This window comes from Pseudomonas sp. TJI-51, assembly GCF_000190455.2.
Taxonomy (GTDB): domain Bacteria; phylum Pseudomonadota; class Gammaproteobacteria; order Pseudomonadales; family Pseudomonadaceae; genus Aquipseudomonas; species Aquipseudomonas juntendi.
On record NZ_AEWE02000072.1, the window covers coordinates 1 to 22,557 of the forward strand.

The 22,557-nt window shown below is 59.0% G+C and carries 23 protein-coding genes; 6 read left to right on the top strand and 17 right to left on the bottom strand.

The features are described from left to right. Positions 1–123: 123 nt before the first annotated feature. The 4 genes from G1E_RS16190 to G1E_RS16205 are packed head-to-tail and all read left to right on the top strand — an operon-like array spanning position 124 to position 1,857. Positions 124–543 (top strand): hypothetical protein, encoded by a 420-nt coding sequence (locus G1E_RS16190; RefSeq protein WP_033690665.1) that lies wholly within the window; start codon positions 124–126, stop codon positions 541–543. Then, on the top strand, positions 540–788 hold the full coding sequence (locus G1E_RS16195) for an AbrB/MazE/SpoVT family DNA-binding domain-containing protein (RefSeq protein ID WP_009684309.1): 249 nt from the start codon (positions 540–542) through the stop codon (positions 786–788). Before G1E_RS16190 ends, G1E_RS16195 begins: the two co-directional genes overlap by 4 nt. After that, positions 785–1,138, top strand: coding sequence for a type II toxin-antitoxin system PemK/MazF family toxin (locus tag G1E_RS16200; RefSeq protein WP_009684310.1), 354 nt, complete (start codon positions 785–787; stop codon positions 1,136–1,138). The genes G1E_RS16195 and G1E_RS16200 overlap by 4 nt, the downstream gene beginning before the upstream one ends. Next, positions 1,135–1,857 carry a hypothetical protein gene (locus tag G1E_RS16205; RefSeq protein WP_009684311.1) on the top strand — a complete coding sequence of 241 codons (723 nt, stop codon included), beginning with the start codon at positions 1,135–1,137 and terminating at the stop codon, positions 1,855–1,857. Before G1E_RS16200 ends, G1E_RS16205 begins: the two co-directional genes overlap by 4 nt. A 50-nt stretch (positions 1,858–1,907) precedes the next feature. Here the strand turns inward: G1E_RS16205 and G1E_RS16210 are convergent, their stop codons facing one another. The 11 genes from G1E_RS16210 to G1E_RS16260 form a co-directional block, all read right to left on the bottom strand. Then, positions 1,908–2,360 (bottom strand): hypothetical protein, encoded by a 453-nt coding sequence (locus G1E_RS16210; RefSeq protein WP_009684312.1) that lies wholly within the window; start codon positions 2,358–2,360, stop codon positions 1,908–1,910. 236 nt (positions 2,361–2,596) lie between these two features. Then, positions 2,597–3,046: a hypothetical protein gene (locus G1E_RS16215; RefSeq protein ID WP_015026481.1), complete on the bottom strand. Its 450-nt coding sequence runs from the start codon at positions 3,044–3,046 to the stop codon at positions 2,597–2,599. 26 nt (positions 3,047–3,072) lie between these two features. Continuing rightward, the gene (gene dnaB / locus G1E_RS16220) at positions 3,073–4,419 is read right to left on the bottom strand and encodes a replicative DNA helicase (protein ID WP_009684314.1); all 1,347 of its coding nucleotides are present in this window, start codon (positions 4,417–4,419) and stop codon (positions 3,073–3,075) included. Between the two features lie 186 nt (positions 4,420–4,605). Next, complete coding sequence (locus tag G1E_RS16225) at positions 4,606–5,103, bottom strand: hypothetical protein (RefSeq protein ID WP_023118082.1); 498 nt, start codon at positions 5,101–5,103, stop codon at positions 4,606–4,608. Between the two features lie 156 nt (positions 5,104–5,259). Then, complete coding sequence (locus tag G1E_RS16230) at positions 5,260–5,577, bottom strand: hypothetical protein (RefSeq protein WP_110389097.1); 318 nt, start codon at positions 5,575–5,577, stop codon at positions 5,260–5,262. A gap of 92 nt (positions 5,578–5,669) precedes the next feature. Next, complete coding sequence (locus tag G1E_RS16235; protein WP_009684318.1) at positions 5,670–6,383, bottom strand: hypothetical protein; 714 nt, start codon at positions 6,381–6,383, stop codon at positions 5,670–5,672. A gap of 13 nt (positions 6,384–6,396) precedes the next feature. Beyond that, positions 6,397–8,376, bottom strand: a complete 1,980-nt coding sequence (locus G1E_RS16240; RefSeq protein ID WP_009684319.1) for a DEAD/DEAH box helicase — start codon at positions 8,374–8,376, stop codon at positions 6,397–6,399. 78 nt (positions 8,377–8,454) lie between these two features. Then, positions 8,455–8,805: a hypothetical protein gene (locus G1E_RS16245; protein ID WP_009684320.1), complete on the bottom strand. Its 351-nt coding sequence runs from the start codon at positions 8,803–8,805 to the stop codon at positions 8,455–8,457. Between the two features lie 433 nt (positions 8,806–9,238). Continuing rightward, a complete protein-coding gene (locus G1E_RS28370; protein WP_031642858.1) occupies positions 9,239–9,703 on the bottom strand; it encodes a hypothetical protein in 465 nt (154 codons plus the stop codon). Between the two features lie 188 nt (positions 9,704–9,891). Further along, a complete protein-coding gene (locus tag G1E_RS16255) occupies positions 9,892–10,218 on the bottom strand; it encodes a hypothetical protein (RefSeq protein ID WP_009684322.1) in 327 nt (108 codons plus the stop codon). Between the two features lie 447 nt (positions 10,219–10,665). Beyond that, positions 10,666–12,072, bottom strand: a complete 1,407-nt coding sequence (locus tag G1E_RS16260) for a hypothetical protein (RefSeq protein WP_009684324.1) — start codon at positions 12,070–12,072, stop codon at positions 10,666–10,668. Between the two features lie 22 nt (positions 12,073–12,094). Between G1E_RS16260 and G1E_RS28375 the strand changes: the two genes are divergently transcribed. After that, positions 12,095–12,304: a hypothetical protein gene (locus G1E_RS28375; protein WP_023118086.1), complete on the top strand. Its 210-nt coding sequence runs from the start codon at positions 12,095–12,097 to the stop codon at positions 12,302–12,304. Between the two features lie 74 nt (positions 12,305–12,378). On the opposite strand, the gene G1E_RS16270 is transcribed toward G1E_RS28375, so the two are convergent. Genes G1E_RS16270 through G1E_RS16285 form a run of 4 tightly spaced genes read right to left on the bottom strand, consistent with a single transcriptional unit; the run spans position 12,379 to position 16,531 of the window. Beyond that, the gene (locus G1E_RS16270; RefSeq protein WP_009684325.1) at positions 12,379–13,092 is read right to left on the bottom strand and encodes an EAL domain-containing protein; all 714 of its coding nucleotides are present in this window, start codon (positions 13,090–13,092) and stop codon (positions 12,379–12,381) included. A gap of 27 nt (positions 13,093–13,119) precedes the next feature. Next, positions 13,120–13,635: a hypothetical protein gene (locus tag G1E_RS16275; RefSeq protein ID WP_009684326.1), complete on the bottom strand. Its 516-nt coding sequence runs from the start codon at positions 13,633–13,635 to the stop codon at positions 13,120–13,122. Positions 13,636–13,690: 55 nt separating this feature from the next. Beyond that, positions 13,691–14,371 (bottom strand): hypothetical protein, encoded by a 681-nt coding sequence (locus G1E_RS16280; protein WP_009684327.1) that lies wholly within the window; start codon positions 14,369–14,371, stop codon positions 13,691–13,693. Positions 14,372–14,383: 12 nt separating this feature from the next. Then, on the bottom strand, positions 14,384–16,531 hold the full coding sequence (locus G1E_RS16285) for a DNA topoisomerase (RefSeq protein ID WP_023118088.1): 2,148 nt from the start codon (positions 16,529–16,531) through the stop codon (positions 14,384–14,386). Between the two features lie 97 nt (positions 16,532–16,628). Between G1E_RS16285 and G1E_RS16290 the strand changes: the two genes are divergently transcribed. Then, positions 16,629–16,907, top strand: coding sequence for a hypothetical protein (locus G1E_RS16290; RefSeq protein ID WP_009684330.1), 279 nt, complete (start codon positions 16,629–16,631; stop codon positions 16,905–16,907). 16 nt (positions 16,908–16,923) lie between these two features. Here G1E_RS16290 and G1E_RS16295 read toward each other — a convergent pair whose 3' ends face one another. Together G1E_RS16295 and G1E_RS16300 are read right to left on the bottom strand one after the other, a co-directional pair. Then, entirely contained in the window at positions 16,924–17,268 is a 345-nt protein-coding gene (locus G1E_RS16295; RefSeq protein ID WP_007975543.1) for a hypothetical protein, read from the bottom strand. Positions 17,269–17,277: 9 nt separating this feature from the next. Continuing rightward, positions 17,278–22,506, bottom strand: a complete 5,229-nt coding sequence (locus G1E_RS16300) for a strawberry notch C-terminal domain-containing protein (protein ID WP_009684331.1) — start codon at positions 22,504–22,506, stop codon at positions 17,278–17,280. Positions 22,507–22,557: the final 51 nt, after the last annotated feature.

The following is a 22,557-nucleotide window of genomic DNA, read 5'->3' on the forward strand; positions in this document are numbered from 1 at the left end:
TTCGGTGTTCATAACCGTTCGGGCCGCTACCTTACCTCGCAGGGGCATAAAGCGTAGCTGGTAGTTTGATTTCCCCTGCGCAGGGTAATAACATTGTTAGCACCTTGCGCAGGGAGAACCAATATGCCGGATATCACTCCGAACACTGCCGTAAACCACCCTCAAGCACTCAGCCTACGAGCAGCTGCAGATCGAGTCTGCAGTTTGATCAGCGCCTCGCCGATAGAGCGTGGAGACCAGCTCGAAGCATTCGTCTCCGAGCTCACACCGGAACATGCGCAGATCTCCTTCAACTTCCAGGGGGGAGTGGTTCAAGGCCATCTCAACCTGACCCTACGATCAATCCCACCGAGGATCTGGGTGCAATTCCCAGTACCTGGCCACGAGCCGACAGCAATATCTGGTGACGGGGTGGATGCACAGGCGTCGACGCTTGCGGAGCTCGTCCGCAAGCAAATGGCAAAACGCCCACCTGTCTCCGAGCGATTCAAAGCGCTCCAGGCGCAGCGCAACCGCCTTTCGCAAGAGGCTACAGAACGTTGAAAACGACTATCCGTGCGATTGGGAATTCTCAGGGCATCACGATACCCAAGCCGTTGCTGGCCGAACTCGGCGTAAGCCTTGGCGACCCTGTAGACGTCTCCTTCAAAGATCAGACCCTGGTGGTGTCCAAGGTCGCTACCGAATACGACCTCAGCACGCTAGTCGCCCAGTGTGACCTGGAGGCCCCGGAGCCGCCGGACATCCACTGTTGGAGAACATCCGCGCCGGTAGGAAACGAAGCATGAACAAGCGCCCGCAGCATCAATTCGACCGCGGTGACATCGTCTCCCTGGACATGGGTAGCGCTTCAACGCAGGTGGCCTGTAAAGCGCTCGTGCTTTCCCCAGCAGCGTACAACGCCCTGGGGCTCGCCCTAGCCGTTCCTATCACCGAGCACGACAGCAGCCGCTACGCCGGCTTTGCCGTCGCGATCGTCCTTCCGGGGCGCACGCCGGCGAGCGGGGCAGCCTTGGTCAACCTGGTGCGGCCGGTGGATCTTGCTGCAAGAGGTGCGAAGCTGCTCGGGAAGGCACCCCAGACAACCATAGATGAAGCCCTGCAGCGCCTGCAGGCGGTTGTTGGGAAAGACCAATGAGCAGCGAACCCACGCTTCGGCAACGCACTGGTGTTGTCATCATGGCAGTTCACCCAGCGCTTGGCCCGCTCTACTGGGAGTTCGTATCCGAGGCCAGCGTGGGTGGTCCTGATTACCACTCGATCACCACCCGCATCGACAGAGCTCTGCTTCTCGCCCCTGACTGGCGTACATCCTCCACTTTCAGGCTGCACAGCAACCATATGGAACGTGTTCTGCGCGATCAGGTGACCGTCGTAGACGACTTCGACCCCGACGGCGGCCCCTGGTCCCAGATCGATTTCGAGGGCGAGCTCAGTGCCCTGCACTCGCAATCAGGTCAAAGTGATAAAGAATTTCTGGATTGGATACGGTCTGCCGAATGGGGTGATGCCCCCGGTCCAATCGTAATCGAGAGGCTGGTTGATCATGGCTACTTCTATGAGTGGGAACGATCAAGTATGAGTGACGCACTTTCGCATCGAGGTCCGGTCGACCTGACAGTGGTGTACGGCGATGGCGGCCAGGCGAATCGCCCGGCCGCCGACGTCGTGATCAGCCGCGTCGCCGCCGGCGAAACAGTCGCAGTGCTGCTTGATACCGCCTTGGGATTCGCGATGCTCAGCCGCGGGGATGTGAAGCGGGCTCGTCTCGTTCTGCCAGACGGCGCGGTTATCGCCGGCAACGTCGGCGAAGTGTCAGCGGACTATTTCGAGCTGATTGAAGATTGGCACCAGTAGCACCTGGTGCCCGTGGGCTGGCAACCACCAACCAGGGTGGATAGGTCCACTCACTTCAAGGTCTGAAAGAACACTCGATCGGCAAAATCCATTTCCTTGTGCACTTCCCAGGCCTTGGTCACCAGTTTCACGTCTGAGTGTTTCTTGATAAACCACTGCTTCTGCCCTTCGGCGAGGCTCTCCCACCAATCCACGGCCTCGTCGTAGTTCGGGTGCATGGAATCGGCGATCTGCTCTGCAGCGGTCGGCTCCCCGGGCTCACGCGCCTGGTCCATCAGATCGAACAGACGCTCCATCGTCATGGGCACTTTCGGGAGGTTGGATTCCAACTTGTAGCTATAGTGGCTCTGCGCAGTGCGGGAGCCACTACCCTCACTGGAGAGCCCGAGGTTATCGAGGATGCCCTGCAGGACTTCTCCAATAAGCGGTTGATCTTCTTTTGCGAAATCCAGCTCAATGGTCAGCTTCGCCTTGATGCGATCCGGGATTTTTTCATCGCTCATTTTTTGTTTCCTGCTCGATCCTGCGAAGTAAAAAAAGTGGTCGGAGCCGCGAAAACCGCTCCGAGAGCGGAAGGATATTACTGTCACTTGCGAGGCCGGCAAAGAACCCTCGCCACCAGTACGTCCAGCGCTCTGTAGGTGTTGGCTCTGGATCTCCGTAATGGGCATGAGCTTCTTCCGCAGAGGCCACGCTGTAAGCCGCATAGTCGAATGCTGCCGCGAGCCGCGGCCACCTGCTACCCATGGCTCCCTCGTGGCACAATCCGAATCCAGCTCTTGCGGGCCTGGTATTCAGAGAAGGGATGGCAATGCACGCCAGGCGGCGCCGAACTGAAGCTCGGCAGATCGAAATCCGGATCATGGAGGACAACACCGAAACTCGTGTGTCGCTCAGCCACGACCCAATGCCAGTTCCGGCTGGCAGTGCCCTGGCCGTTGTTTACAGCCACGATGCCAAGGCCTTCCACTGCATCCCAGGTGCTCCAGCGCTTCAGCTCAGACTCGATCCCGAGGAGCGCCAGAGCGTACTGCATCTCTGAGAAATTGGTGGCGAGGGGCCGCTTCTTGCGAGCACCTATGCCATTGTCGACGAACAGCTGTCGCACGACACCGTATGGTTTGCCGGAAACCATCGCTGCACAGGCCACCCCGCACCCCAGGCGATCCCGCTGCATCACTTTCTGCACGCGGCAACTCTGTTCCCAGCAGCTCATCAATCGAAGTTCCGAAATTGCTCGGCCGAGAGCGGCACAAAACGAGTTTCCTTGCCAATAAACGCGGTCCGCACGGTACCGGTTTCACCGTTCCGGTGCTTGCCGAGGATCAACTCGGCAACCCCCTTGTACTCAGTGTCCGGGTTGTAGACCTCGTCTCGATAGACGAACATGATGATGTCCGCGTCCTGCTCGATCGCGCCGGACTCCCGCAAGTCTGCGTTCACAGGGCGCTTGTTGGGCCGCTGCTCACACTGGCGGGACAACTGCGATAGCGCGATGACGGGGCAATTGAACTCTTTGGCCAACCCCTTCAATGCCCGGGAGATCTCCGCGACCTCCTGAGTGCGGTTCCCCTCGTAGCCTGGGCAGCGCATCAGCTGCAGGTAATCAACCATGATTGCCGCCGGCGGACCGTACTTACGGGCACCACGCCGAGCCTTCGCTCGTAGCGATGTCGGCGTAAGGTTCGCGGAATCGTCGATCGCCAAACGGTCCTGCATACCCTGAAAGACACCAACGGCTGCCGTCAGCTTCGGCCAGTCTTCATCCTGAAGCTTGCCCCGCAGCAGCGCCTTCAGGTCGATACGCCCCAGCTGGGCGAGGAATCGGAACTGCAACGCCCTTGCCGGCATTTCCATGCTGTAGATCTGGATCGACTTCCCGGGAGAAGCGTCAAGGATCGGCTTGGCCCAGTTCATCACCAGGGACGTCTTGCCCATCGAGGGACGCGCCGCGACGATGATCAGATCTGCAGGCTGCAGGCCGCCAGTCATTGCATCCAGATCGGGCAGGCCAGTAGGAACACCCGTCACCTCCGTTTCGGAGTTGAAGTTGCTATCGATCTCGTCGATGACGGCGCTCAGGACTTCGCCCATGTCGGCAAAGTCCTGGTCGCGTTCATCCTGGCTGAGACCGAACAGGGCGCGCTCCGCTTCTTCATGAACCAAGGCTACGTCGGCCCCAGGCTCGTAGGCCTGCCGGCTCATCTCGAAGCCGATGGAGATCAAGCGGCGCAGATGGGCTCGCTCAGAAACGATCTTGGCGTAGTGAACGATGTTCGCGACCGAGGGAGTATTTTTGGCGAGCTCGGCCACGTAGGCCAGGCCTCCCCAGCCAGACCGCCCTTCCAACACCTCACACACCGTCACGATGTCGAACGGTTCGCTACGGTCCGCCAACTCCAAAATCGCTTCGAAGATCTGGCGATGATCGTTCCGGTAAAAATCCTCCGGGTGGACTTTATCCGCGACCAGATCCCAGGCCTTGTTATCCAGCAGCAGACCACCAAGGACGCCTTGTTCGGCCTCAATCGAGTGCGGAGGCACATTGAGCTGTCTTTCCATTGTTCAGGAACTCCTCATTAGCTCGAAAGAATACGCCATCCGACATACAGGATCACGCCAACAACAACGCAGATCAGGACCTGCCACCTCGCTCGGTCTTCGCCGGCATGCCGCCCGCGAATGAACGCTCGGCGCTCAACCGTTTCCGCAAGGTCAAGCTCCAGATCTCGAAGCACTCGCTCACAATCAGGCATTCGGGTCCTCCGGCAGAAAATCCGCGACAAGTGGAAGCAGGATCCTCACCGAGCTCCGCATGTGGAACTTGGTCGGAGACCGTGCAATGCGATCCATCAGCAGATACCAAACGGCGAAGAGGCTACCTCCCTCCATCGGCCGCAGCTCGATGTCGGTTTTGGTCGACTGGAACTCGACTTGAGCTCGGTTGAATAGCACCGTCTGCCGGCAAGCCGCCGCGAGTTCCCTGATCGGGCCTTGGAGCTCAGCAAGCCGTTGACTGATCGCTTCCGGGCTATCGTACCCATCGAGAGCGTCCATCAGCTCAATGAACTGGTCGTCGATCGATTTGCGTCCGATCTCGGCGTCCCATTCGGCCACCCGCTCGGAGCAACAACTGCAGACGCCCTCGCCACGGCTGTAATCCACCCGCAGCCAGTAACAGGGCCCATCCTCTGAAACGCAGGCGCACATATCAGTGCACCCGCAACCGATACACTCAGCAATCATGGGCACCCCCTCAGCTCATCTTCACAGGCACGGTTAAAGCCGGCCTGCCACTCTTCCGCCAACTTTGTTCCAGCCGGATACGGGTTATCGTCCAGATTCTTTCCGTCACGAAACGCCTGGTTGCCCAGCTGCCAGGCAGCGCCTGCAGCGGGCTGCTCAGTAGTCATTCAACGTGCCCTCGGCCTGGGTCTGCTCGATCAACCGCACGAGCTCGGTTTCACCCTGAACGCGAACAACCTCCGCGAGATGTCGCTCAGCAGCGGAGATCAAGCGGCGCTTCGCTTTCATGTGCAGCAGGCCGCACTGCCGACCTGTCTTGAACTCGGAAATGACGTAGGCGACGTGCTCCAGAGGCGCAACAGGGGGATGAATGGCGAAACGGAACGACCGCCCTGCTATCGGGTAGTCGAATGCGCGAACCACGCGAACTTCACTGAAGATGAGCCCGCGCCCGTTCGAGCGGGGTACAAGCATGGTCGCTTGAACTGACTTTCCGACCACGACAGCCTCCGAAGGCTTAACCAAGTAATAACAATGTTATTACTTGGTTATCACCTGGTCAACCCTCACATCCGAAGAGCGGGGCGCCCGACCTGGCGCTGCAGCGCGTCCTCGCGGAAGTCCTCGTCAGGGGAAACCCGGTCTCCACCGCCTCGCGGCCAATACCCGACGGCGCGAATATCAAGCGTCCGGCCAGCCAGCTCGAAATTGCGGTCGCTGACAGAGTGGAACCACTCGGCCAGCTCGCGAATATCGACGCGCTCGATCGAACGCAACGTTTCCGCCGCGGCGTCCTTGACGATGCCTTGAATGCTCACTTCCAGGACGTCACCACTATTCGCCGAGCAAACCATCGAGAACCCTTCGCCCGAGACAGTGAAGCGATCATGCCCCCAGTAGGGCGACGGATTAGCTCGGTTGACGACCTGCGCGGCCGCGAGCTGGACATACTCGTTCAAGAGCCCGTCGTACTCGCTCCTATGAGCCCGGAAAACCGAGAGCCCGTCGACCGACGTGCAGATCCGGCTGTAGAGCTCGTGAATGCGGTTGTATACATTGAGCAACCTGGTCGCCGGTGCCTTGCCGTCGACAGAGGGTTGCGCCTGTTGGGCACGGGCCGTGCCCCCAGCTGACACCTGGTTGAGTGAGTCGCAGCGCCGAAAGGCCGCCTCGATACTCCGGTAGCTCACTTCCAGCTTCTTGTTGAGCAGCGTGTCGTAGGGAACAAAGCCCAGCTTGGCATCTGCTTTCACCATGAAGCGCATCAACGATAACGACATGACTCCCCTCCACTCACGCTGCGTTAAAAAGCTTGGCGGCCATCTGCTCTTCGACGAGGCCGGGATCCTGAACAGAGTCATCGAGCAGATCCTGCTCAATGCTTTCCTTGTGCTGCAGCAGTAGTACGACCTGCTCGTCGATCGTCCCGGAGATCACGGGCATCAAGACGGTGACGGCTCTTTTTTGGCCGTTTCGGTAGGCGCGATCTTCGGCCTGTCGCTTCGCCGCAGCAGTCCACGGTAGCGACGCGAAGAACACGTAGTTGGCAGCGACCAGGTTCAGGCCTACACCGGCTGCTTTGGTCGTGCCGATGAACACCTTGACCGCCGGATCCGACATGAAGGTGTCGATCGCTTTTTGCTTTCTTGTTCCAGAATTAGATCCGGTGAAGGTCACCGTCTGGATCCCGGCCTTGGCGAACTCGTCGGCCAGGTAGGCCACAGACTCGGTGTACTCGCAGAAGATGATCGACTTGTCGTCGTCACCCAATGATGTGATCGTATCGATCAGCCACGAAGCCTTTAGACGCTCCAGTAGCTGACGGATCTTTCCGATTTTGACGATGGCGGTCTGCGTGTTGTCGGAGACCGCTGCTAGGTACTGATCACGCTCGCCAGTCGCTAGATCTACATACTTAAATTCGTGACGTTTGCCCTTCAACGAAGCCAGTACATCTTTACGCCGGCGCAACATCCATTCGGAAACGCGCTCGCTCAATGCCTTCCTGAGCTCTGGAGAGCCGGCAAAGTCCGACAGAAAATCGCTAAGCGGAATGGCTCCGATTGGGTGACCGGAGAGCCGCAGCAGGTTATGCAGCTCGCTCTCCCGGTTCAGCACCGGAGTCGCAGTCAGAAGGAACCGGCGCTCGATATGCTTCGAGAGCAGGAAGGCATTTCGGGTACGGGTGGAGTCGGGCTCCTTGAGATAGTGAGCCTCATCGCACAGCATCACTCGGAAGCGCACATCGCCGTCGCTCATGGCCTGAACGACGGCGCCCAACCTCTCGTAGTTCACGATCAGCCAGTCAGCCTGCGACCAGGCCTCGCCATCGCCGCAAATCACAACCTTCGCGTCGGGCTGGATTATATGGATCTCCCGCTCCCAGTTGATCCGCAGGCTGGCTGGGCAGACCACCAGCACTGCACCCGGCCCCGTGACCAAGCTCGCAGCGACGACAGCCTGGCGGCTCTTCCCGAGCCCCATATCATCGGCCAGCAGACAGCTTGAGTACCTTAGGAGATGACGAACGCCCACTTCCTGGTAGGCATACTCACCATGCAGCCCATATGCCTGGACAGCCTTCGCCAAATCCGCCTCGTTGATCCAAAGCTCCTTCATCGGTTTTGCGATCACGCTCAACATCGCGTTCTCGCCTTCCGCATCCCCAGCGCCGACTCGCTCAGGGACCATACCGCCCACCTGAACACCTGGTCGGTCTCCCTCACCCATCGAAGCATGCTGCTCCAGAACGATTTCGGTATCGCTGAGGAAGATGTGTTCTCGACGGATTCCAGCCTGCGTCTCCAGCACCTCAAGCAATCGCGGCAGGGCAACCTTCACCCGCCAGGCATTTCGATTACGCAGGAAGGTGCCCTGCAGGCCCTGCAACGTGCTAACTAGGAGAGGATCAAACCGCGATAGGCAAACGAAGTCTCCGCCCTCAACAGGGAAGATCTGGACATCCAGGAAGGGCGCGAACAGGTCCGGATCGGGAGACGCCAGGGCGATGCGAAGCTTTTGCGCAAACTGCCCGACATCGTAGAGGATTCCGGATGGCAGGTTTTCGGCCAAACTCGCCGCGAATGCGCCATTGATTTTCGAGCGGTCGAAGGCCCACATACGGCCCTGGCCAAACCAGGTACCACCATGCTTCTCACGGAAAAAGGCGCTAATCCAAGGAGCGAAAGCCGTGGACAAGCCCACCCGGAACCCGTCAGAACGGACCCCCTGAATGAACTCTTTCGGTGACTTCTTGTAGTCGGACAGCTTCATGCGCTAAAGCTTTCTCAGCAAATTAGCGCTTACTATAGCCTAATGAAAGTCAAAAGATCGAGAGCAACCCATCTGCTCTCAGAGAGACCACCAAGCCAGCAATTTCGCCAGGTCGACCTCGCCAAGCCGAGCCCTTCCCCACTCCAATGCCGTGCGGAAGTCAGCCTGCCCGGATGTAGCAGGCTCGACGCGCACCGAGTCAGCGCCGGCCAGTGGGGCACTCAGCATGCCAGCCACCAGCAAGGCTTCATCTACTGAGGAAATCACATCCGCGTGCTCAGCACCCCTGAGACGATAACGAACTGAGCAGGAGCCAACCCAACCCTGGAACTCAGCCGCGACCACACCAGGTAGGCGCATATCGGCGACCAAGCGCCTATGGCGAATGAATTTCGCCACCGGTGAACTATCCGCAGCCAACTTGATCACGACCGGCTCCTATCAACAACAGTCCTGCACATGCCAATTCGCGCAGCGACAGCCCTCTTCCGGCCCCACCGATACCCCCATACCCAGACAGCAAAGACAACCAGCAATCCCCACAACCCAAGCCCGAGGCCAATCGGGACAGCCACACCGAAACAGCTAGACACTACCACCGGCAACAGAAACAGGACTGCAAAGGCAATAGACGCCCAGACCGCCCCTGCAGCACCCGCTCCTTTCGAAACCTCTTCCGGAAGGGCGCCATAAACGATTCGACCGTGACACCCCCGGCACACATGATCGCCGGGGGAAAATTCCGCTCCACAGCCACCACAGGTATATGTCTCTGCCACCACCAACACCCCTTCGCTCGCAACTTACGGTGGACTATCCGTGGCGTGATCTAGGTTTCAAAATCACGCCACGGATAGATGCCTCAGCGCTCAGCCTGGCGCTTGATGAAACGAAGAGCGTCAGCATTACCTGCCTCTGCTGCCTGCTGCATCAATGACTCGAATTCGCCTTCGTCGCCGTCACGGAGGCGCAGCGCCGCGAGGGTGAAGAGCGCCGTTCCGTTCCCTTGGCTCGCCAAAGCTTCGAGAGAGGTCCTGTTCTCTTTCGGGAAGTTCTGCGCAAGCCAGATGATCGCTTCCGGCTTGCCCTGCTCAGCGAATTTTCGCATCACCGGCTCCAACTTAGCGCGATCAGCCTCTCGATCCATGGACTGCAGCCACGACGAGACAGGGCCACGTTCGCCGAGGACCGCCATGCCCCCGCAAAATAAAATGGCGATGGCCAAGAGGGTGAGACCTACCCGCTTGCGCGCACTGGGTTTGACCAGCAAGACGACGTCCCGCTTATGCGGCCAATCGGCATCGCTCAAAATGCTTGTATTCGACATCTAGCGTCCCTAGTAAGGTGAATGGATATGGGGCGCCCTACCCGAAAGGTGAACGGATATGGGGAGACCGCGCCAGACGTGCGTTCTACGCGGCTCACAGAAGCGCCCAGGCACTTCAAAGGTGAAAGTTTATGGGGAGCGCCTTTTCACGGTGAAAATCCCCCCACTTCAACATCATCATTTAGCCGCTACATAGCGCATCTGCTCCCATGCAAGGCGGATTCGACAGCCTCCTCGACGCTTTCGCCATCCAGCACAAATCGCCAGACATCATCGAGCCGCCCATTCGCTTCCAGATCTCGCCATACGTCGCCATCGATCACATGACCGATACCGGTACGCCCTTCGATCGTCGGCACAACTCCAACCTTCTCCGTCGGCGAGTCGGAGGGACTTTCCGGCTGCCACTCTGGCGCTGTGGACACCAACTCGCCTTGCTCGTTAATCGAAACCTTGAACGTGCCGGCATTCCCATCGCGACAAAGGACCATTGCGCTGATGTAGTTCTGGTTCATCGCCCCTCCCACTCAATCGGTCGTAACCACGATCTTGACTGCCTTCGTCGGCATCCCCCACCTGGCGGCCAGCTGGATCGCCTCTCGACGCGATACCGGCCCATGGCAGTCACCCCAGCCGCGACCATGGGCGGCATACCAGCCATCCGGGTTTCTGCATACGCCGGCCTTGCCCCGCGCTGCACGCTGTTTAAGTACCCGTAAACGATTCATCCGACCTCCTTACCAACTTGTTCGGCCACAACCACCCTCTACGCCATCGACCGCCCCTTCAGTGCTCGAAAATGACTTTGTGGCCCAGAGAGGGCCCTACGAGCGTCAAAGGACGTTCGACCTCTACATGCCCTGTCTGGCGTCCAAATTGGCCTTTGGGTTTTCGATCACAACACTCAACATCAACATTCAGCGCGCCCAAAATAATCTGATGGCCACCCTACCCTTTGCGACCTAGATCGGCGAGGGCCTCAACGAGTCCGCCTCGTGCTGTCGAACTATTTCCTGAGTAAGCCCGCTGGATTGAGCATTCAGCATGTCCAGATACCCTTCCGCCCCCAGACCTTGATCGCCTGGCAACTGAAAGACGGGCTGACGTCCGTGAGCCGTGATTTCGTCGACCAAAGCCATTCTGGCAACTTGCTGAGCAGTGGCGTGCTCCCCAACGAGATCGAGCAGCGCCTTGTACATCTCGGAAGACCGCAGCTTCTCTTCAGCGAGAATGTGCGGATGACGCAGATCGTTCTGCAGGAGTACATCGACCAGGCGTGAAGCCCGACCATCGACATCCAGGGCAGGTCGGCTCTCACCAGAAAGGACCAGTGCCGGCAACAACTTCATAGCCTCGTCAGCCCATGTCGCCGGCCGGCGCTGAATCCGCTCGTAGAGCTCAGCCTTCTCGGCAACTTCGCTCACAAAGGCATGCCGCAGCTGCCTGTTAGAAAGGGGATCCAACGTCTCGAAAATTTGCTCAACGGCGTCATACAGTTCGGCGACGTGCATGCCGCGATAGCTACTTGCGTCCAGCCGCTGAAGGACAATCCCGAGCATGTGCTCCGTCGCATGCTCGGGATCCGCCAACGAAGCCCCGCGGAAGGCCCCCAGCGACGCCGCTGCGTTGACGAAGGAGCCATCCTTGCTCGCATGCGCGAGCGCTACAGCGAGGTCGGCCTTGAGCTCGCGAAGCGCAGTGCCATATAACTTTCCGGCTACCCCAAACTCAGCAATGGCACGACGCCGCAGGTCATCACCACTCACATCGCGGCAATGCTGCAGCTCGTGGACCGTCGCAAAAAACAATTTTTCCTCTGCCGACTGAAGGACCCGAGGCCCACCATTGATCGCGTCATCCACATATTTGAGACCGGAATCGCTGATAGCCATATCGGCGCCGACGCCTTCAAGACCGCCAACAAAGCAAAGAGTCTCTCGCTCACTCCAGAGGTACTTCTTCTCCGACAATTTGATGGCGAACTGGCGGTCCCCACCTCGCTCTGCTGCCAACCAGAAACGGCTCTGCGGATCCAGAAGGTCTGGGGAACCTCGCATCAGAAAAGCGGGGGCCTGGCTGACGAACTGCATGAAATCAGCCGATGATGTCGACACGATTCGGATAGAAGTAGAGCCCGGAGCCGCCAGATTCTGAAGCTCCTGGGAAATGGAGTCCTGCCCCAGATGAGCCAGGCCCGAGAGACCCGCCTGGCGGCCATCTGCAGCGCTCACCGGCGCTGCCAAACACAATGACGCCAGGACGCCGGCAGCAATCGTTCTGAGCAGTGTCTTCGCCCCAGGCGTAGAACCCTCTTTCGAGTGCACAACAGTCGTCCCGGACATCAGAAAATCGGTAACTCCGCTACCCATGCAGTCCTCCGGACAACGGAACATGCCGGACCTCGGTCACTCCGGGCCGCGGCTGGAAAAGCACGTGAAGACCCGCCGCCTCGATAATCTCAAGGCATTGACTCTCCACGGCCGGCAGGACGATATCACCGGCCTCGCTCTTGATCCGGACATCACGTCGAACGTCGAGAGGCCTCGACACCACCTGCACAACGGCATCGTGGAACGGCCAATCGGACGCAAGCCAGAGTAAGGCGCAAGACTGCACGCCATCGAGCTCACCTCGGTGCAAGAGGTATTCGTCGAGCACAACCGGCAGAGCGGATGTCATAGCCCGATCCTCGCAACACCGAGAGCGAGCTGCCGGCTTTCCTGCAGATCGGGCAGCTCTTCCAGGATGGGGCCTACATGAAACCCCTGGACGAGCCCCACGCGCAGCTCCCTCAGCCGGGCGAGCTTTTCTTCGGAGTCGACATGCTCGGCGATCAACTCACCGCCGAACGAGCGCGCAAGATCCCGGATAGGCAGGATCTCTCCGCTGCTGCAGAGCCTTGCAACCAAGTCGCCACTCAGCTTCAGGTATTCCGGTTGGATTTCGCGCACGAGCGGCGCGGTAAAGTAACCATCGCCGAAGTCGTCGATGGCCACCTTCGCGTTCAATAGGCGAACCGCCGCGACGAACTGCTGGATCCTCGGCATGTCGTTGATCTGCGCAGTTTCGGTGATCTCGAAAACGACCTGGTGTGCCAGATCCATATTCTTGAACACCAGCGAAAGCAGCTCGTTACAGGATTCTTCTATCGTCAACACGGACACGTTAACAGCGACGCGCACATATGGCCGATCGCGCAGTAAACGGAAAACATGCCGCAGCACTTCGAAGTCGATGAGGTCGATGAAACCGAATTCCTCGCCCAGCTGCAGTAGTTTTACATGCCCGGAACGGACCCCCCTCGTTCTGGCAAGGGCTTCGTAATGCGAGACAGCACCTGTCCGAGCGTCCACGATCGGCTGGAACACCGGGCTTACTACTTTCCGCATTCGTCCCCCCTCGCCTATTGGCAGTTCTTACAGCTCTTTGGATGCCCAATTGATCGGTGCATCAGTGATCGCCTCGATCGAGTTCAGGTGAACCCACAAAGCACGCTTCGCATAGACACGCGCCTCGCCGGCGATCCGCTTCAGCTCGGCCGAGTTCAGAGGAGCGATACCCTGGTGAATGGCGTTACGGAGAGCGACCACTAGTTCCAGGTGGCTGTAACTATCCGCAGCTCCGCCGAAGGCTTGATGCACGGCGCGAAATAGATCCGCGTTATCACGAGTGATCGAATCCAGGTCTCCCAGATCAACAGGGCGGGAGCTGTCCTGGATCGGCACATAACCGGTTCCGTCGACGTTGAGGTAGGCGACGGAAAACTCTTTGCCATGCGCGGTCACCGACTGAGCCTGGACCACTTTGCGGCCGAGGCCGTTCGCCTCGAACGCGATATCGTCCAGCTCAACATAGTGGCCGGCGGGGAACTGAACGGCCGACTGGATGACGACCTGCGGATAGGTGAATTGGGTATTCAGAGCAACAGTCATGGCGATACCTCTATCTGAATTGGCAAATGTTATTTTCTGTTATTATTGCGTATTGTCAACGGACTTTCAGGCTATTCCCGCCCTCTTCCAGCTCGTTGCTCATACGCTGAACTCCCGCCAACATTTGCGCCTCGGACAGCAGCGAATTCGCAAACTGGTCTTCCTGCAGCTCAACCAGGCCGTCACGCATTTCTCTACGCAGTTCACGACTGACCTGAGCGGCCGCCCCGGTTTGCACCCGAGAAAGGCGCTCCAGGGTTTCGTTGATAGCATTCAGTCCACCGGCCACCTTGTGCGCCAGGGCGTTCAGGCTGGGATCCCGAGCACGCAGTTCACGGATGCTCTCGGCGCCGGCGTTCAGCTCGTTCACCGCCCGCCCATGGACCAGGTAGTCCTGCACCTGCTGCAAATGGCGCCGGATCTCCAGGTGGTAGAAGTTCTTCGCCGACTCGACATAGAGCGGCAAACTGAAGCCTTGGCCGTTGGCCGCCCGATTGCGGTATTCCAGATTCAGTCGCTCGGCGAAAAAATCCTGCCGCTCTTGCTTCGCAATGGCTGCGGGCAGGCCCGCGACTTCCTGGCGTCTCATCATCTGTTCCAGCTGCTCCCGGTACAGGTAAATCACGTCGGCAGCGATGCTGTCTTGGATCCGCACCAACACGTTGCGGTCCAGCCCATTCGGTACGGCTGCGACAGCACGCAACTCGTCAATCACCAGATCTCTCACGCCGATCATCATCTCTGCCCCTTATGCGGCTACTTGTTCGGTGTACTTGCAACCCGACCGGAAGCCCTCGCAGCCGATAAACGGCCCATTGCCTCCCATTCGTTTCATCAATTGGCTGCCGCATTGCGGACAGGCCTTGCCGACCGGCTCCGGTGCGACACGAGGGCCCGAGCTTCCACCTTTGCCTGCCCCCGCTTTCGCCGGCCCCGTGTAGGGGATATTCAGGGGTTTGGAGCGGATCTCCGCGATCACCTTGGTAATCCACGAGCGCTGCATCGCCTCAAATCGATCGATGGTGCTTCTGCCCGCCTCGATCTCGCGCATCGCCGTTTCCCACAACGCGGTCATGTCCGGTTTCGCGATCTCGGCAGGCAGCGCCTGGATCAGCGCCCTGCCGGCTTGAGTCGAGATGATGAATTCTTCCTTCTGCTTACCCTTCGGCTTCACGAACTCCACCTGGGCCAGGTCGACCAACTTCGGCACGAAGGTATGCCTTGTTGCAGGGGTCCCCAGGCCGCCTGCGGCTTCTTCTTCGCCCGCTTTCCGGTCATCGATCATCTGCTTGAAGATCGCTTTGATGCGCTCGTCGGTGACGTACTTGTGCACGTTGATCATCGCGTCGAGCAGCGTGGCGTCAGTGAAGTGATCGGGTGGCGTGGTTTTCTTCGCAGTGATGTCCAGGCCTTCACATAGGGCAGCATCCCCAACAGCCATCGGCGGCAGCACGTCGTTCTCGCCGCTGTCGTCTTCCCCTTTCTTCTTCGTTTTCATGCCCGGGTAAAGGGCCTTCCAGCCCGGCAGAAGCGGGGTGGTGCCGGAGGTACCGAAGCGCTGCCCCGAGACCTCGACCACTACCTCTACCTGGCGGTAGCGATGAAGCGGCATGAACTGCGCCAAATAGCGTCTGCAGATTTCCTCGTAGAGGTCCTGCTCGATCCCCGAAAGGACGGAGATATTGGCCCGTCGCGTAGTGGGAATGATCGCGTGGTGGACCGGAGTCTTGGACGTGTTCCAGGCTCGCGACTTGCGAGTTAGATCAATGTCCTGCAGCGGTGCACCAAATTGCAGGTTATTCGTGACGGCGGCATACACTTCAGGAGCATCAGCATGCTGACTCTCAGGCAGATACTGGCAGTCGGATCGCGGATAGGTGGTGAGCTCATGCTTTTCATAGAGGCTCTGCAGGGCCTTCAGCACCGCATCCGACTTGTAGCCGAATTTCTTCGACGCCAGGATTTGCAGCTGGTCGACAGAGAACGGCAAAGGGGCCGACTCGGTCTTTTCAGTGTCGCTGTATTCGACCACCTTGCCAGTCTTGCCTTGGACCGCAGTGTTCAACTGGTCGGCTACTCGCCGATCCAGCAGCCGCCCTCTTTCATCCAGCCCCGCCTGGCTGGGGTACGGTTTCCAGCGCGCACGGAAATCGCCTTTGGTGACCTTGAATCGCGCCGAAAGCGCGAAATAATCAACGGGAACAAAATTTTCGATCGCCAGGTCACGCTGGACGATCAGCCCCAACAACGCGGTCATCACGCGGCCGTAGGCTATGTGCGACCCTTGAAATCCACATTCCTTCGCGTGAAGGGAAATGGCACGACTGAGGTTCATCCCCGCCAGCCAATCAGCCCTTGAGCGCGATCGCGCTGCGTCACGAAGACCGATGAAGCCGGCGTTGTCGCACTCCCCCTTCAAACCGTTCGCGACAGTCGTCTCATCGAAACCAGAAATGAGCACGCGCCGCACCGGTTTCCGGTTGCCCAGAAACTCCAGGATCTCGTCGATAAGCAACTGCCCTTCGCGGTCGGGATCCCCGGCATTGACCACCACAGTGGCCTTCGCGACAAAAGACTTGATCGTCTTGAACAGATCTTTTTTCTCGGAGTCGAGCGCTATCGACCACCCTGGTAAATCGCTCTGCCCAGGGAAGAGCGGCAGGTGATCCCAACTCCATTTGAACTTGCCGTTCTTACCCTTCGGGGCGCCTGGGAAAGCAGCTCCGATGTAGTAATCGGGTTCTTCGAGCGCAAAAATGTGCCCCGCAGCCCAGCAAACCGCCCAACCATTTCCTTCCGCAAAAGTCCCCCCCCTGTTGGTTATTGGCGAGGTCTTTGACAAGACCTGAACCATGGCCTTACCCAGCTTTGGCTTCTCGGCGACGTAGACTTTCATCTCAAGATGCCTCCACTGGCCAATTGCGAAACGGTTTCCAAGCCGAGTTCGGAAGGTTTGGTATCATCAAAACGAGTTCGAAAAAGGAGTCCATCAGATGGACAAACAACTGAAAGACTTGGTGAAAAAAGCCGGCACCTTCGCTCGGGAAAAAAACGGGGGCCTTTCTCACCGAATCCGCACCAAACTTGACGAGATCAAGCCCGCCATTGCGGTGCTTGCTCAGGAGCGTCTCACCCCCAGCGATATCCGCGAGTTCATTCAGAAGGAAACTGGCATGAAGATCGGGATCCAGAACCTTCGCCGGTACCTGAAGGACAGCTTGAACTACCCCCCGAATGGATCCGGCGGCAAAGATTCGGCCGCGGGAGAGTGATACCAGGGCAATGCTTCTACGCGCTTGCATCATCACCCCCTAGCACCCTCATACCCTGCATGGCCAACAGCAGATCGGCCATCACTTCGCCACCCTCACCGGCGGGCACCAAAAGCTCACCGGAGCTTTCCGAAAACTCGACCTGCATTACCGGCTCACGGATGACGCCGGCCTCGGCCTTTTTCCACTCGGATACCGAAAATCGGATCCGGTGCTCGTCATCACCCTCAATCCACTCAACTGCGGCATCTGCCCCAGTGCTTTGATCAGCGCTAACAAACCCGAGCTGCACATAAGGCAGCTCGCGGCCGATACCCGATGGCATTTCCATGCGGGAGCAGAATTTCTCGAATGGCGTCATGCAGCCTCCCTAAGCTTTCACAGCGCGCATGCGCTCTTCATTTTCACTTTCATTAGAGTATATGACACCTCTTAAATTGTTAATAGCTTGTCTCAAAGAGGATTCCGCATATAGCGAAACGCCCTGCCTGTACAAAATCCCCATCGCTTTCGAGATGTTTTCGGTGGGAAACTTGGCCACCATCACCTTCCGCGTACCGGCGAAAGGCCCGGTAACCTTGATCAGGTCCTCGTTCGCAAAGTAACGACCGCCCCAGACCTTGCTTCCGGGAACCTCCATGACGGCCATGCCGTCCTGCAGGAAAAGACGCATCTCGCTTTCGTCGTCATCGCTCAAGCCTGGCGAAGTTGTGAGCTTCACCGCTGGGAACCGGTCGAGTACCTCACCACACATAGCCGCCGTTTCCACGCGAACTGGCAGGCTTTGCAAATGCTTGAGGTCGACGCCCCTGGCCATCAGCACCCCGCGGTGACGCGCACCCCGCTCATCGGTGTAAATGATGCTGCTGCCGATGGAGCCCGCAGCCGCGATCTGCGCGGCCTTGAACAGGTTGCCGTCGAGAATCAGCCGCTGGTATGTCACGTTCCCTGCGGGCGCAGTGTCGAACCGCAGCATGAGGTCATCCAGCAATCCGGCCTTTGGCATGATCCGGAACTGGACGTCGTCCTGCAGGCTGTAGAGCGTCCGGTCGATCAGCGTTTGCCGGCCCGGTACTGCAAAGCTGAGCTCATACCCTCCAAGCAGGTGGATGTGTTTCGGGTTGTCAGGCACGGCGATCGAAGCGATAACGCCGAAATCAGTTTCACCGTCGTTGTTGGTAAACCTGGCTACGGCCCCGACCTGCAGTCCGTCGAGGACGCCATCAAGCACCTTGAGGCGGTGCATCATCTTCTGAACAGAGTTCGGCCTCTTAGCCGCCAACGCCTCGTCAACCGACTTGCAATCCTTCGCTAAAACGGTTTCCAGAAACTTCCGTCGGTTGACCGCAAGGAACCCCTTGAGGGCAAGGAAGAAGTCCTGGTTCTGACGTCGCTCATGATTGATCCTGAAGTGCTCAACCGCAGCAGAACCCTCACGAACCAGGCGCTTGACGGCATCCGACCTCATCGGATCCAGCGCGACGTCATACTCGATCGTCTTGGCGAAGACCGGCTGATTGAATGCGCTATCGGAATGGGGATTCCCGCTCTCGTACACCACCCGCGCCACCTCCCGCGCTCGCACATCAAGCTCTCGCGATTTCAAGGGGTTCACGCCCTTGGCGTCGAGCTCCTTGATGACCCGGAGGTATTCATTGGTGAGCGCTTCGTAGATCTGCTCTTGCTCGACCACACGCAGCATCACAAGCCGACTGGTCAGCTTGTTGATGAAGTACGATTCTTCGCGCTCGTCCTCATTCTCCAGATTGATGTCGAGACGCTGCGCAATTCGCGGATTGGCCTCCAAATACCGGAAGGCGACCTCGTCACCAATGGCATTGATGAAGTCCGGTACCGATCGGTCCAGAGCAGCGTTGTCCTGGTTTGCGGTTGTATTGGCAGATAGCTTCCGGAGCTTGGAATTCTGCATCGCGATGGGCCGGGCCTCGCCGATCAAGCCCGACGACAACGTCTCGATTTCCGGCGACGACGTTTGGCCCTTCCGGTTGACGCGACCGAAGAACTGCACCCGAGTGTTCACGTCCGCGGCGGACTGAAGCTCGATCATTACCCGGCGCCGCTGGTCAGGGAACTTTTCGCCGGCATGCAAGCTGATACCCGTGCTGCCGGCACGTGTCAGCAGAAGGGCATCGGTAGTGCCCGTCACGAAGTCCTTCACGATCTGCGCCTTGGGCCGTTCAAGCACAGGCGATGCAAAGAAGCTCCCTGCTCGCTGATGGATCTGCAGCTTGCGGCCGGAAAGCTCATCGCAGATGAAACCAGCCGTCGCGATTCGGGTTCGGATCTCATCCAGTGGCGACACCGGCAGATCCGGGAAGTCATTGATCAACCCGTCCACTGTCGAAACCACATCCATGAACTCTTCGGAGGTCACGGGGACCTTGGTGGCCTCACCATAGCGGTTGGTCTCCACGTAGTAGGTCAGGCGATGCAGCATGCGGTGCAGCACATCCCGGAAGGTGAGATAGCCATCCAGTTCGGTCTCGCCCTGCAGGCTGGTTCCGAACTCTTCGGCATCAACGTCATCGAAGCCAGGCCGTAGGTCGGCCACAATGTCCACCAGGAGGGACTCCATGGTGTTCTCCAACACGATGACAGGCTTTTTGCCCTCTTCCAGGGCCTTGATAGCCCTGTCAGCAGCGAGGTCTGTCTTGATGGCCATCATGAACTGGCGGTAAATCGCGTAGAGGCGCGACCCAAAGTTGGTGCTGACCGCTCCCATCCGGTTGCCTTTGCGCTCCACCTCCGGAATGGCTTCAAGTGCTTTTTTGATCTCCTTGTTCCGCTTGTTGACCAACTCATTGATGTCGCCGGCCAAGTAGTTCATCAGCTCCAGGATCTCGGCGAGCTTGTCCGAAAGCGATCGATTTCGTTCCTCTCGCCCGTCGTCGCTGACGGTGCTAAATGCCAGATTGCTGAGGTCATGCTCGCGCCGAATAAACACGCCGTCCCGAGCCAGCATTCCCGAGAGCACCTCCTGCAGAACCTCGCCGCCAATGGCGAGCGTCTCCGGTAACGCTCCCATATCCACTGTTTCGGGGAAGAGCTCGGAATACAGCATCACGTTCTTGCCAGCCTTCATGGCCGTCGCCGAGGAGTAAACGACGAAGTCGGCGTTGTCGATGGCGAGACCGATGTTCTGCCCGGTATTCGACTCGCCGGCCGCGTTGTGCGCTTCATCCAGCAATAACGCTTTGCCCTCCGCGATCTGGCTGATCCAGCGCGCCTTCGAAGATTTGGCTCTGTCCCGGTTGAACTGGGAATAAGTACCGAGCACCAGGTTGTAGGCGGGATCCACCACCCCGCCATCGAGCGCGGCCTGGATCACCGCCTTGGGTGTGGCTGGAACCAGTTTGTTGCCAGAGATCGGATCGAAGATCGACACTCCATCGTTGACGATCATCGGCGTGAAAAGCTCGGCCGATCCGATGTCGCTGATGTCCCGCCAGAAGTCCGTGAACAACGTCGGCGTTTCGGTTAGGAAGACAACCGTCTTCTGCTGCAGGACCGAGTACCTGGCCAAGGCAGCCATCACCCGCCCTTTACCCAACCCTGTCTGGTCCGCCTCCAGGAAGCCCCTCCCCTTCTGCAAGGAGTTGATGGCCAGGGCCACGGCGTCAACCTGCTCAGGGGAGAGATAGCCGCCCAACTCCTCCACGGACCACCCCAGTTCAGCCGCCACGAAACCGTCGACATCGCCCTCTTCTCGCACAACCTCTGTCAGAGCCATACGGGTAGGCGTCGCCAGGTTTCGGGGGACCATCGCTGTGGCCTCGCCGGCTCGGCTGAAAGCCGCATATGGCGACTGGTACGAGTTTTCTTCTTCCTCGCTGCGATCCACCGGCGCGACCGCCCTTGCCGCACCGGACTCCGTCTCAACTGGGGGATGGGATTGCTCAGCTGAGCGATCCTCCACCGGGGCATCGCCATCGAGCTCGACGACGGCCGAATCGCTGAGCGCTTCCTGAAGGCCCATTTCAGGAGTTCGAATCTCCGCCAGGCCATACTTCTCGTACATGCCGGCAGCCCATTCGAACACCTCGTCGTGGTCCAGCAGCACCGGCAGCCGATCGGGCACTTGGGCATGCCCGGCTTCCTTCCTCCCGACCACGACGATACGAATCGGGAAAGAAGCCCCCTGCTTGGTGTAAATCCCACCATCCACCTCGACGGCGTCGACCTGGTAGCGATCCGCCAACCAGTTGAAGAGATACCGAGAACCGCCTGTGACGAGCCCGGCCTGGCTGTCAAGGTAGCTGTCCGCGCCGATGATATAGACCCCTACGCCGTCGTCCGCCCGCGCCTGCAGCGACCGGATCATGATCAGGTGGTCTACCCTGCTGACCTTGAGCCCGGACATCATGCGGGGTGGCTGCAGGCCCCCAAATGGCGGGTTGCTTAAAACGACATCGAAGTCCCCGCCACCATTAAGCGAGCGGAAGTCGAAGGATGTGGCATCGCCATGCTGGAGGTTCGCCTCCGACCGGTCTCTCCGGATCGCATCAAGGCGCCGAGCGTCGAGCTCGACGCCGGCCAAGGCGGCGTCCTTGACGGTGCATACCAGCGAGCCGTTGCCAATCGTCGGCTCCAGAACAGAACGCCCCTTGAAGCCGCCAACGATTTGCTGGACAGCAACACTCAATGGAAGCGGCGTCGAATACTGCTGCAGAGCAACGGATTCGGAGGTACGTGCAGCCAGCGGCGGTTGCCCTTCGTGCAGCTTGATGGCCAGACTGTAGGCAGCTTTAGGCGTCATCCCAGGTTGTTTGCGAATGTGCCGAACCAGCGCGGCCTCGATTGCCTCCTGTACCTCTCTTGCCCGAGGAGAAGAGAGAACAGCCCCCTCAGGGATCTCCGTCACGATACTGCTGAAGCGCTTCAGATCGTCGAACCGCAGGACCTTGCCGCCGGCAATCTCCCTCACCAAGCCATCGGCGCATAAAGCCAGGTCCTCCGCAGTTGCCCCATACAGGAATGTGGCACCGCGGCTGTCGGCCTCCCGAATGATCTGTTGGGCTGGCCCCTGAATGAAGCGTCCATCCTCACCCAGGAAGACCATCTGGCCACGGTAATTCATGCCAAGCGGCCGGGCTGACATCACCGCGTTGTTGACGGTGACCGTTACCGGAAGAACCTCGTCGGGCCGGTCTTCGCTTTCGTTCCCTACGGACTGTTCGCGGCCTTGCGCCGGAACCTGCGGGGGGATGCTGATTGCCGGGGCAGAGACCTTGGGAGTGGACACAGTCGCACTAGCTGGTGAAACCGGGCGCTCCGGCATGATGCGAGTCACCCAGTTCATCGGCACCTTCACCGGATGGGCTTTGGGAAAAGCTTTCTGGATCTGCTGCAGGCTGAAGCGCAGGTCATCGCGAACCAGGAACCCCGACCGACTGCGATAGAAGCCCAGCTCGCCCAACACCTGGAGCTGGCCGTTGGTGAGATCCTGGTTCGCTACCAACACGAGGCGCTTGGTACCCGAAGGGAACTTGACTGCCACCAAGCGCGTTTCCGGATCATCTGTGTTGAGCTGGATCCAGTTGACGAGGTTCTTGGTTTGAGTGGGGGTGGCTGGTTGCATGGCGATCACTACCGGAGGCGTAAAAAACAGCCGCTCGAAAGCGGCTGAAAT

Excerpts from the sequence above, each read along its gene's own strand:
- G1E_RS16300 (WP_009684331.1), bottom strand. The coding sequence starts at position 22,506 with ATGCAACCAGCCACCCCCACTCAAACCAAGAACCTCGTCAACTGGATC.
- G1E_RS16190 (WP_033690665.1), top strand. The coding sequence starts at position 124 with ATGCCGGATATCACTCCGAACACTGCCGTAAACCACCCTCAAGCACTC.
- G1E_RS16290 (WP_009684330.1), top strand. The coding sequence starts at position 16,629 with ATGGACAAACAACTGAAAGACTTGGTGAAAAAAGCCGGCACCTTCGCT.
- G1E_RS28370 (WP_031642858.1), bottom strand. The coding sequence starts at position 9,703 with ATGTCGAATACAAGCATTTTGAGCGATGCCGATTGGCCGCATAAGCGG.
- G1E_RS28375 (WP_023118086.1), top strand. The coding sequence starts at position 12,095 with ATGCCGGACCTCGGTCACTCCGGGCCGCGGCTGGAAAAGCACGTGAAG.
- G1E_RS16260 (WP_009684324.1), bottom strand. The coding sequence starts at position 12,072 with ATGGGTAGCGGAGTTACCGATTTTCTGATGTCCGGGACGACTGTTGTG.
- G1E_RS16255 (WP_009684322.1), bottom strand. The coding sequence starts at position 10,218 with ATGAACCAGAACTACATCAGCGCAATGGTCCTTTGTCGCGATGGGAAT.
- dnaB (WP_009684314.1), bottom strand. The coding sequence starts at position 4,419 with ATGGAAAGACAGCTCAATGTGCCTCCGCACTCGATTGAGGCCGAACAA.
- G1E_RS16225 (WP_023118082.1), bottom strand. The coding sequence starts at position 5,103 with ATGATTGCTGAGTGTATCGGTTGCGGGTGCACTGATATGTGCGCCTGC.
- G1E_RS16270 (WP_009684325.1), bottom strand. The coding sequence starts at position 13,092 with ATGCGGAAAGTAGTAAGCCCGGTGTTCCAGCCGATCGTGGACGCTCGG.
- G1E_RS16240 (WP_009684319.1), bottom strand. The coding sequence starts at position 8,376 with ATGAAGCTGTCCGACTACAAGAAGTCACCGAAAGAGTTCATTCAGGGG.
- G1E_RS16275 (WP_009684326.1), bottom strand. The coding sequence starts at position 13,635 with ATGACTGTTGCTCTGAATACCCAATTCACCTATCCGCAGGTCGTCATC.
- G1E_RS16280 (WP_009684327.1), bottom strand. The coding sequence starts at position 14,371 with ATGATCGGCGTGAGAGATCTGGTGATTGACGAGTTGCGTGCTGTCGCA.
- G1E_RS16295 (WP_007975543.1), bottom strand. The coding sequence starts at position 17,268 with ATGACGCCATTCGAGAAATTCTGCTCCCGCATGGAAATGCCATCGGGT.
- G1E_RS16210 (WP_009684312.1), bottom strand. The coding sequence starts at position 2,360 with ATGAGCGATGAAAAAATCCCGGATCGCATCAAGGCGAAGCTGACCATT.
- G1E_RS16285 (WP_023118088.1), bottom strand. The coding sequence starts at position 16,531 with ATGAAAGTCTACGTCGCCGAGAAGCCAAAGCTGGGTAAGGCCATGGTT.
- G1E_RS16205 (WP_009684311.1), top strand. The coding sequence starts at position 1,135 with ATGAGCAGCGAACCCACGCTTCGGCAACGCACTGGTGTTGTCATCATG.
- G1E_RS16230 (WP_110389097.1), bottom strand. The coding sequence starts at position 5,577 with ATGCTTGTACCCCGCTCGAACGGGCGCGGGCTCATCTTCAGTGAAGTT.
- G1E_RS16200 (WP_009684310.1), top strand. The coding sequence starts at position 785 with ATGAACAAGCGCCCGCAGCATCAATTCGACCGCGGTGACATCGTCTCC.
- G1E_RS16235 (WP_009684318.1), bottom strand. The coding sequence starts at position 6,383 with ATGTCGTTATCGTTGATGCGCTTCATGGTGAAAGCAGATGCCAAGCTG.